Consider the following 7,540-nt stretch of genomic DNA (forward strand, 5'->3'; position numbering starts at 1 on the left):
GCGCTGGAGCGCCAAAGCGGTGACGATGACCGGAGACGACCCACTCGAGGAGTCCGAGCCAGGGGAATCGATCACCGGCGAGGGCGAGCGAGCCCCGTCGGAGCTCCGCGCCGACGGCGGAGCTGCGGAGGCGAGCGACGTCGCGCTGGATCCGTGGGGCTCCTCGAGCGTCTCCGACTACCGGAAGCTGTTCGAGGAGTTCGGCATCGAAGAGTTCGACGAGGTCAGCGACGAGGTGCCGAGTCCGCACTACCTGATGCGTCGTGGCGTCATCTTCGGCCACCGCGACTACCGGCCGGTCGCCGAGGCGTTGCGAAACGACGAGCCCGCAGCCGTCCTCTCGGGGTTCATGCCGACGGGCGATCCCCACATCGGCCACAAGCTCGTCTTCGACGAGATCATCTGGCACCAGCGCCGCGGCGCCGACGCCTACGCGCTGATCGCGGACCTCGAGGCCAACTCCGCCCGCGGGATGCGCTGGGCGGAGATCGACGAGCACGCGCGCAACTACCTCCTCTCGCTGCTCGCGCTCGGGTTCGACCCCGAAGAGGGCGAACTCTACCGACAGTCGACGAACCGCGAGGTCCAAGATCTGGCGTTCGACCTCGGCGCGGAGGCGAACTTCTCGGAGTTTCAGGCGATCTACGGCTTCGACGGCGAGACCTCGATCTCGCACATGGAGTCGGTCGTCACGCAGATGGCCGACATCCTCTACCCGCAACTCGAGGAGCCAAAGCCGACGGTCATCCCCGTCGGACCCGACCAGGACCCTCACGTGCGACTCGCACGCGACCTCGCCGAGCGGATGCGGTTTTTCAAGGTCTCGCGGGCGTACGCGAGCTTCGAAGCCACGCCCGCCGAGTACGAGCTGATCGAGTGGGTGTACGAGCTGCTCGGAGAGATCGCGGCGGAGAACGAACTCGAGGACGACGTCAGGTGCCAGTCGGCCGGAGTCGTCCTGGCGTACGTCGCCGACGAGGTCGGCGCGGACGTCGACGCCGACGAACCGACCGACGACGACGTCGAGTCGGCGCTCGAGACGCTGTTCGAGCCGGCCGACGGCTTCGACAGCGACGCACTGGCGTCACAGCTTGCCGCACGCGGCGGCGAGTTTCCGCGACGCGTCGGTCGGGAGACGATCGACGAGACGGTGAACAAACTGATCGGAGCCGGAAAGGAACCCCTGCGACCGCGGATGCGGTTTTTCGATCGGCGGGCGACCGACGAGGCGTTCGAGGCGGTTATCGACGCGATCGACGGCGAGAAACGCGTTTACGAGAGCCACGTCGACGCCTTCGACCTCGAGCGCGACGCGGCCGAAGAACTGGCGCGGGAGATCGAAGTCGAACACGGCGGCTACGGCTTTCGCCCGCCGTCGTCGATCTATCACCGCTTCATGACCGGCCTGACCGGCGGGAAGATGTCCTCGTCGATCCCGGCGAGCCACATCTCCCTGCTCGACGAGCCCGAGACGGGCTACGACAAGGTGAAAGCGGCGACGACCGGCGGCCGCGAGACGGCCGAAGAACAGCGCGAGAAGGGCGGACGAGCCGACGAGTGTCCCGTCTACGAACTGTACGCCTACCTGCTCGCGGGCGACGACGACGAGTTCGCAAAACGCGTCTACGACGAGTGCGTCGGCGGCGAGCGCCTCTGCGGCGACTGCAAGGAACAGGCCGCCCAGCTCATGCGAGAGTTCCTCGCGGACCACCAGGAAAAGCGCGCCGAGGTCGAGGAGCTGCTCGAGGCGACGGAGATCGAACTCGAGTCGCCGCGACGATGAGCTGACTCGAGCCGTTTCGGCGACGTCGGCCTCGAGTCGCCGCGGCGTCGAGAACGGTCGCCGATTTCGTTCGCGGCCAGACATATATTTCCCGCGTGCTGAAATTGGGATTACACGTCTGACGTAAATATATACGTTCGTTCGTGAAACCGTACGAGTGGTATGACGCCTGGTCCCCGCGGCGTAGACGACGAGCTGCTCGTCTGCGTCGACGTGCTGGGCGCGTTCGGCGTGACGGCCGCCGAGATCCGACGGGAGATCGGCGACGACGGGCCACTCGAGGAGGTACTCGCGGGCGCGCTCGCCGACGGCCGGGATCGAACGACGGTGCTCCGACGGATCGTCGCCCGGAGCGATCGCGGACTCTCGTGTTCGGCGCGCTACGCATCCGAGTCGCTCGGGTCCGAGCTGACGTCGATCTTCGAGGCGGTCGGCTGGACCGTCGAGTGTGCGTGGTCGGTCGACCGGAGGCGGCTGACGGTCTCCGTCGTCGATCACACCGACAGACGGCGCGAGCGAACCGTTTCGTACCCGGAGACGCCGCTCGGAACCGACAACCTGCCGGCGATCCTGCGCTCGCTCGACGACGCGCTGCTTTCGGGGACCGACGCGCGATTCGTCCTCCTGTCGTCGGGCGTCGACCGCTGGCGGGCCGCGCTGGTCGACGGCGGCGAGCTCGAGGGGCTTCGGGATCGGTACGGGCCGCGCGTCAGGGCGGTCGGTCGGCCGCTGCTTCCCGAGTACGGCCTCGACGCGTTCGTGCCCGAGGGCAACGCGGAGGAAACGCGAACCGCCGATCCCGAAGACGGACCATGGCCCGCGTGGGCCAGCGAGCGAGAGCGCGACGATCGACCGACGACCGGCGGAACGCAGGTGACCCTCCAGGACGCGGCGGCGCTCATCGAAGAGGCCGAAGACGACCGGAGCGACCGCGACGGAGGCGACGGACGAGCGGACGGTCGCCGTCCGCCGCCGACGGACGCGACTCGGTCGGCGACCGACGGCGAGGAACTCGAGTTCCGGGGCGGCTCTCCGGCCGTCGTCCGGATGCACGGCGAGCACGCGGAGCGGTCGAGTGACGAGGACGACGAGTCGGAGCGCGCTCGAGACGATCCGTCGACGGGAGGAGACGACGGATCGGCCGGCGGTCGAGCGGACGGGCGGGGCGGCGACGACGCGTCCGGGCCGGAGACGGCGGAATCCAAGTCGCTTTCGGGAGCCGTCGAGACGGCTCGAGTCGCGAACGACGCCTTCGGGTCGGACGTCGCATGGGAACGCGAGGACGACCGGTACCGGGCGCTCGGAGCAGCCCTGGGCGCCGGCGGCGACGTCGCCGTTCGCGGGGTGCTCGAGGACGACGACTTTCTGCCCGAGTTGCCGCCGGCCGAGCCCGTCGAAACGCGCATCGAGTTCGACGACGAGTTCGACCCCGGAGCGGTTCCGCGAGCCAAAGCGGTCGGCGAGCAGTCGGGGTATCGGTTGGTGGGATCGGGATCGCTCGAGACGACGCGACTTTCGAACCGCTGATCGCCGGCGGTCGCGTCGTCACGCTCCGACGCGATCGGTGTGCGACGAACCCACAAGATTTTTGGAGCGCTCCCGACTCCTCTCGCGTATGGCATCCGAATCCCGCGAGGCAGGCGTCGTCGAGCAGCCACAGCGTTCGCGTTCGGGGTTCGGATTCGTTTTCTGGGGCTGACCCGGACGGTGGAGCCCCGGACGACCACACCGGGCGTCCGCGGTGAAACCGTCCTCGTCGCGTCGGTCCGCCGGATCGGCGTCGATCGGAGTCGGAACCGCTAACTGACCGCCACTCGGCCATCCACACAAGCGAATGCAACTACCAGAATCACAGGTCGCGGTCTTGGAGGCCGCGAGCGCGGACGAGGCAACGTCCGTCGACGCCCTCGCACGGACGACCGACCTTCCGCCGGAGACCGTCACCGGGGCGGCGTTCGAACTCGCGGAGGAAGGGCTGGTCGCCATCGAAGAGCGCGTCGACGAAACGATCTCACTCACCGACGAGGGGACGACCTACGCCGACGAGGGGCTCCCGGAAGTTCGCCTCTACGAGGCCGCCCTCGAGGCGGGTGCGGACGACGACCCCGTCTCGATGGGGCAAGTCATCGGCGCGTCGGGACTCGAGGGACCGCAGGTCGACATCGCGCTTTCGAACTACGCGCGAAAGGGGTACGGCTCGATCGATAGCGGCGAGATCACCGCCGATCCGGACGCGGATCCGGGTGCGGACGCGGAGGCGAACGCGCTCGAGACGCTTTCGGATACCGACGACGCGCCGGTCGATACCGTCGACGTCGACGCGGAGACGCTCGAGCAACTCGACCGACGCGGTCTGCTCGAGCGGACGGAGTCGACGGTTCGGGAGGTGACGCTTTCGGAACTGGGCGTCACGGAGCTGATGGCTGGCATCGAGACCGCCGAGACGATCGGTCAGGTCACGCCGGACCTGCTGACCAGCGGGGAGTGGGAAGACGTCGAGTTCGCGGAGTACAACGTCGAGGCCGACGCCGAGCGCGTCGAGGGGGGTCGCGTCCACATCCTGCGCCAGACCGCAGAACGGGTGAAAGACGTCCTCGTCGGCATGGGCTTTCAGGAGATGGAGGGGCCGCACGTCGACGCGGACTTCTGGATCAACGACTGCCTGTTCATGCCCCAGGACCACCCCGCTCGCACGCACTGGGACCGGTTCGCGCTCGAGCACCCCACGCACATCGACGACCTGCCGGACGACCTCGTCGAGCGCGTCGAGCGCGCCCACCGCGAGGGCGTGGGCGACGACGGCGAAGGGTACCGCTCGCCGTGGGACGAGGAGTTCGCGCGGGCGCTCGCACTGCGCGGACACACCACCTCGCTGTCGGCGCGCTACCTGGCGGGCCACGAGATCGGCGAGATCGAGCCGCCGGCTCGCTACTTCAGCGTCGAGAAGGTGTATCGAAACGACACGCTCGATCCGACGCACCTCCTCGAGTTCTTCCAGATCGAGGGCTGGGTGATGGCCGAGGATCTCTCGGTTCGGGACCTGATGGGCACCTTCGAGGAGTTCTACGCCCAGTTCGGCATCACCGACATCGAGTTCAAACCCCACTACAACCCCTACACGGAGCCGAGCTTCGAACTGTTCGGCACGCACCCGACGACGGGCGAGCTGGTGGAGATCGGCAACTCGGGCATCTTCCGCGAGGAGATGCTCGAGCCCCTCGGGGTGGAGTGTGACGTGATGGCCTGGGGGCTCGCACTCGAGCGTTTGCTCATGCTGATGTACGGCTTCGAGGACATCCGCGACATCCACGGCACGCTGTGCGATCTCGAACTGCTGCGGGAGACGGAGGTGACCTACTGATGCCAACGGTCGACATCGACCCCGACGAACTGCGCGAGCTGACCGGCCGCGAGGAAAAACGCGACGAGGAACTCAAAGAGGACCTGTTCGGCCTCGGCCTCGAGTTCGAGGGCCGAACCGAGGAGGGCGCGTTCGAACTCGAGTTCGCACCCGACCGCCTCGACCGGCTCTCGGTCGAAGGCGTCGCGCGGTCGATGCGCTACCAGTACGGCGACGCCCGCGGCGTCCACGTCCCCTCGGCGAACTCGCCGGAGTGGACGATCGTCGTCGACGACTCCGTCCCCGAGGAGCGTCCGTACGTCACCGGGGTGGTGGTCCGGGACGTCGATCTGGACGAAGAGAGCCTCGAGTCGCTGATCCAGCTCCAGGAGAAACTGCACGCGACGATGGGCCGAAAGCGCGCGAAGGGCGCGATCGGCATTCACGACCTGACGATGCTGAAAGGCTCGGCGGCGACGGAAGGCAACCCGACCATCGAGTACGTCGGCGTCGAACCCGACGGGGACCGGTTCGTCCCGCTCGACTCGGACGCCGAACTGACGCCCGGCGAGGTGCTCGAGGACCACCCCACCGGCCGGACCTACGCCGATCTGGTGAGCGAGTACGAGCGCTATCCCGCGATCTACGACGACCTCGGGCTGTTTTCGTTCCCGCCGGTGATCAACGGCCGCCGGACCGAAGTGTCGACCGACTCGCGGGACCTGTTCGTCGAGATGACCGGCACCGACCAGTGGACGATCGACAAGATGTTGAACATCGTCTGCTACGCGCTCGCGGCGAGAGGGGCGACGCTCGAGGAGGTGACGATCGAGTACGCCGACAGCGAATCCGCGAACGCGGACTCGAACGGGAGCCGGACGCAGTCCGGCGGACGCGAACTCGTCCGCCCCGATCTCTCGACGAAGACCAAGACCGTCTCCCACGACCGCATCGAGACGATCCTCGGCATCGACCTCGATCCCGACGAGGTGGTCGACCTCGCGGAACGGTCGGGACTCGAGGCTGAGAAGCGGGACGGCGGAGACGACGGCGACGAACTGGTCTACGAGGTGACGATCCCGCCCTATCGCGTCGACGTCCTCCACCCGCTCGACGTCATCGACGACCTCGGGCGGGCCTACGGCTTCAACGACCTCGAGCCGAAGTACCCCGACGTGGGAACCGTCGGCGGCCGCCACGAGCGCTCCCGGCTCGAGCGCTCCGTACGCGAGCAACTGGTGGGACTGGGCTTCGAGGACCTGCTCAACTTCCACATGATCTCCGAGGCGGAGAACTACGATCGGGTCGGCATTTCGCCCGACGACGACGTCTTCGGCGCCGGCGAGCCGGCGACGATCAAAGAACCCTACAGCGAGGACTACACGATGCTCCGGACGTGGGTTACGCCCTCGCTCATGATGGTCTTAGAGCGCAACACCCACCGTGCGTACCCACAGGACCTCGCCGAGATCGGCGTCGCCGCCGTCCTCGACGACGCGGAGAACACCGGCGTCGACGAGCGTCGTCGGGTGGGCGCCGTCCTCGCGAGCCACGACGCGGGATACGAGGATGCCAAGGCGCGCCTCCAGGCGCTCTGTCGGCGCTTCGACGTCGACCTCGAGACGCCGCCCACCGAGCACCCGACGTATATCCCGGGCCGAACGGCGAGCGTCGTCGTCGACGGCGAAGAAGTCGGCGTCATCGGTGAAATCCATCCGAAGGTGCTGGTCGAACACGACCTCGAGGTGCCGGTTGCGGGGTTCGAGTTCGATCTGGCGGCACTACGGTGACATTCTCCGCGCCGTAAACGGCGCGGCTTCCCTGCATGGGAATACCGGCTAACTACCGGCAGCGGATTCCGACCCGACCTCTCCGAGCGTCATCTACCGTGGTTGGCTCTGCTCGGTGAGGTCGCGGCGCTGTCACAGGCGCTCCCATCCCGTGAGATGTCATCGTCTGCCGGTTTCAGCGGGAGGCTCTCACTCCACGGGTCGTGGCGGTCGGCGATGTTGACCGCCATCGCCAGAAATCTGCGGACTGGAGGAGGGCGAGTTGTTCTGCAGGCTCGAGTGCGGCCGCGCGGGCGGTCGCTCGCGTCCCGAACGTGAGCCCCGCCGCAGGAACGGGACGATCGCCCGTTCGTCCACAGCGGAGGACGTACTCGCCCGAATCGCTCGCGAGCGATTCGACGTATCGCCGGATGTCGTCTAGTACTCCGCCAAGCGTCGACTGCAGAGTCGAACCAGCCTGCGGCGACAGATTCGACCCTGCAGATCAGGCTTGCCAAAGCACTAGTAGAGCCTCCAGTAAATTCGTACCCAGTTGGGCATCCTATCGAAGATAGGCCTGCGCGGCGGTGTCAAAACACGATTCAGGTGAGCCAGTGAACGAGCCGTCGAGCGTAATCGACGGCTCGT

5 protein-coding genes are annotated in these 7,540 nt (G+C 67.4%); 4 read left to right on the forward strand and 1 reads right to left on the reverse strand.

Translation table 11 applies throughout. The features are described 5' to 3' along the window. Nucleotides 1-25 precede the first annotated feature (25 nt). The 4 genes from EA472_RS20250 (at nucleotide 26) to pheT (ending at nucleotide 6,913) form a co-directional block, all read left to right on the forward strand. Entirely contained in the window at nucleotides 26-1,783 is a 1,758-nt protein-coding gene (locus EA472_RS20250; protein WP_124193316.1) for a tryptophan--tRNA ligase, read from the forward strand. 162 nt (nucleotides 1,784-1,945) lie between these two features. After that, nucleotides 1,946-3,310 (forward strand): hypothetical protein, encoded by a 1,365-nt coding sequence (locus EA472_RS20255; protein ID WP_124193317.1) that lies wholly within the window; start codon nucleotides 1,946-1,948, stop codon nucleotides 3,308-3,310. A 307-nt stretch (nucleotides 3,311-3,617) separates the two neighbouring features. Beyond that, nucleotides 3,618-5,144 (forward strand): phenylalanine--tRNA ligase subunit alpha, encoded by a 1,527-nt coding sequence (gene pheS, locus EA472_RS20260; RefSeq protein ID WP_124193318.1) that lies wholly within the window; start codon nucleotides 3,618-3,620, stop codon nucleotides 5,142-5,144. Further along, nucleotides 5,144-6,913 carry a phenylalanine--tRNA ligase subunit beta gene (gene pheT / locus EA472_RS20265; protein ID WP_124193319.1) on the forward strand — a complete coding sequence of 590 codons (1,770 nt, stop codon included), beginning with the start codon at nucleotides 5,144-5,146 and terminating at the stop codon, nucleotides 6,911-6,913. Before pheS ends, pheT begins: the two co-directional genes overlap by 1 nt. A 175-nt stretch (nucleotides 6,914-7,088) precedes the next feature. Here pheT and EA472_RS23565 read toward each other — a convergent pair whose 3' ends face one another. After that, nucleotides 7,089-7,382 (reverse strand): DUF7552 domain-containing protein, encoded by a 294-nt coding sequence (locus EA472_RS23565; RefSeq protein WP_449289236.1) that lies wholly within the window; start codon nucleotides 7,380-7,382, stop codon nucleotides 7,089-7,091. Between the last annotated feature and the right edge of the window lie 158 nt (nucleotides 7,383-7,540).

It is taken from the genome of Natrarchaeobius oligotrophus, assembly GCF_003841465.1.
Classification (GTDB): Archaea; Halobacteriota; Halobacteria; order Halobacteriales; family Natrialbaceae; genus Natrarchaeobius; species Natrarchaeobius oligotrophus.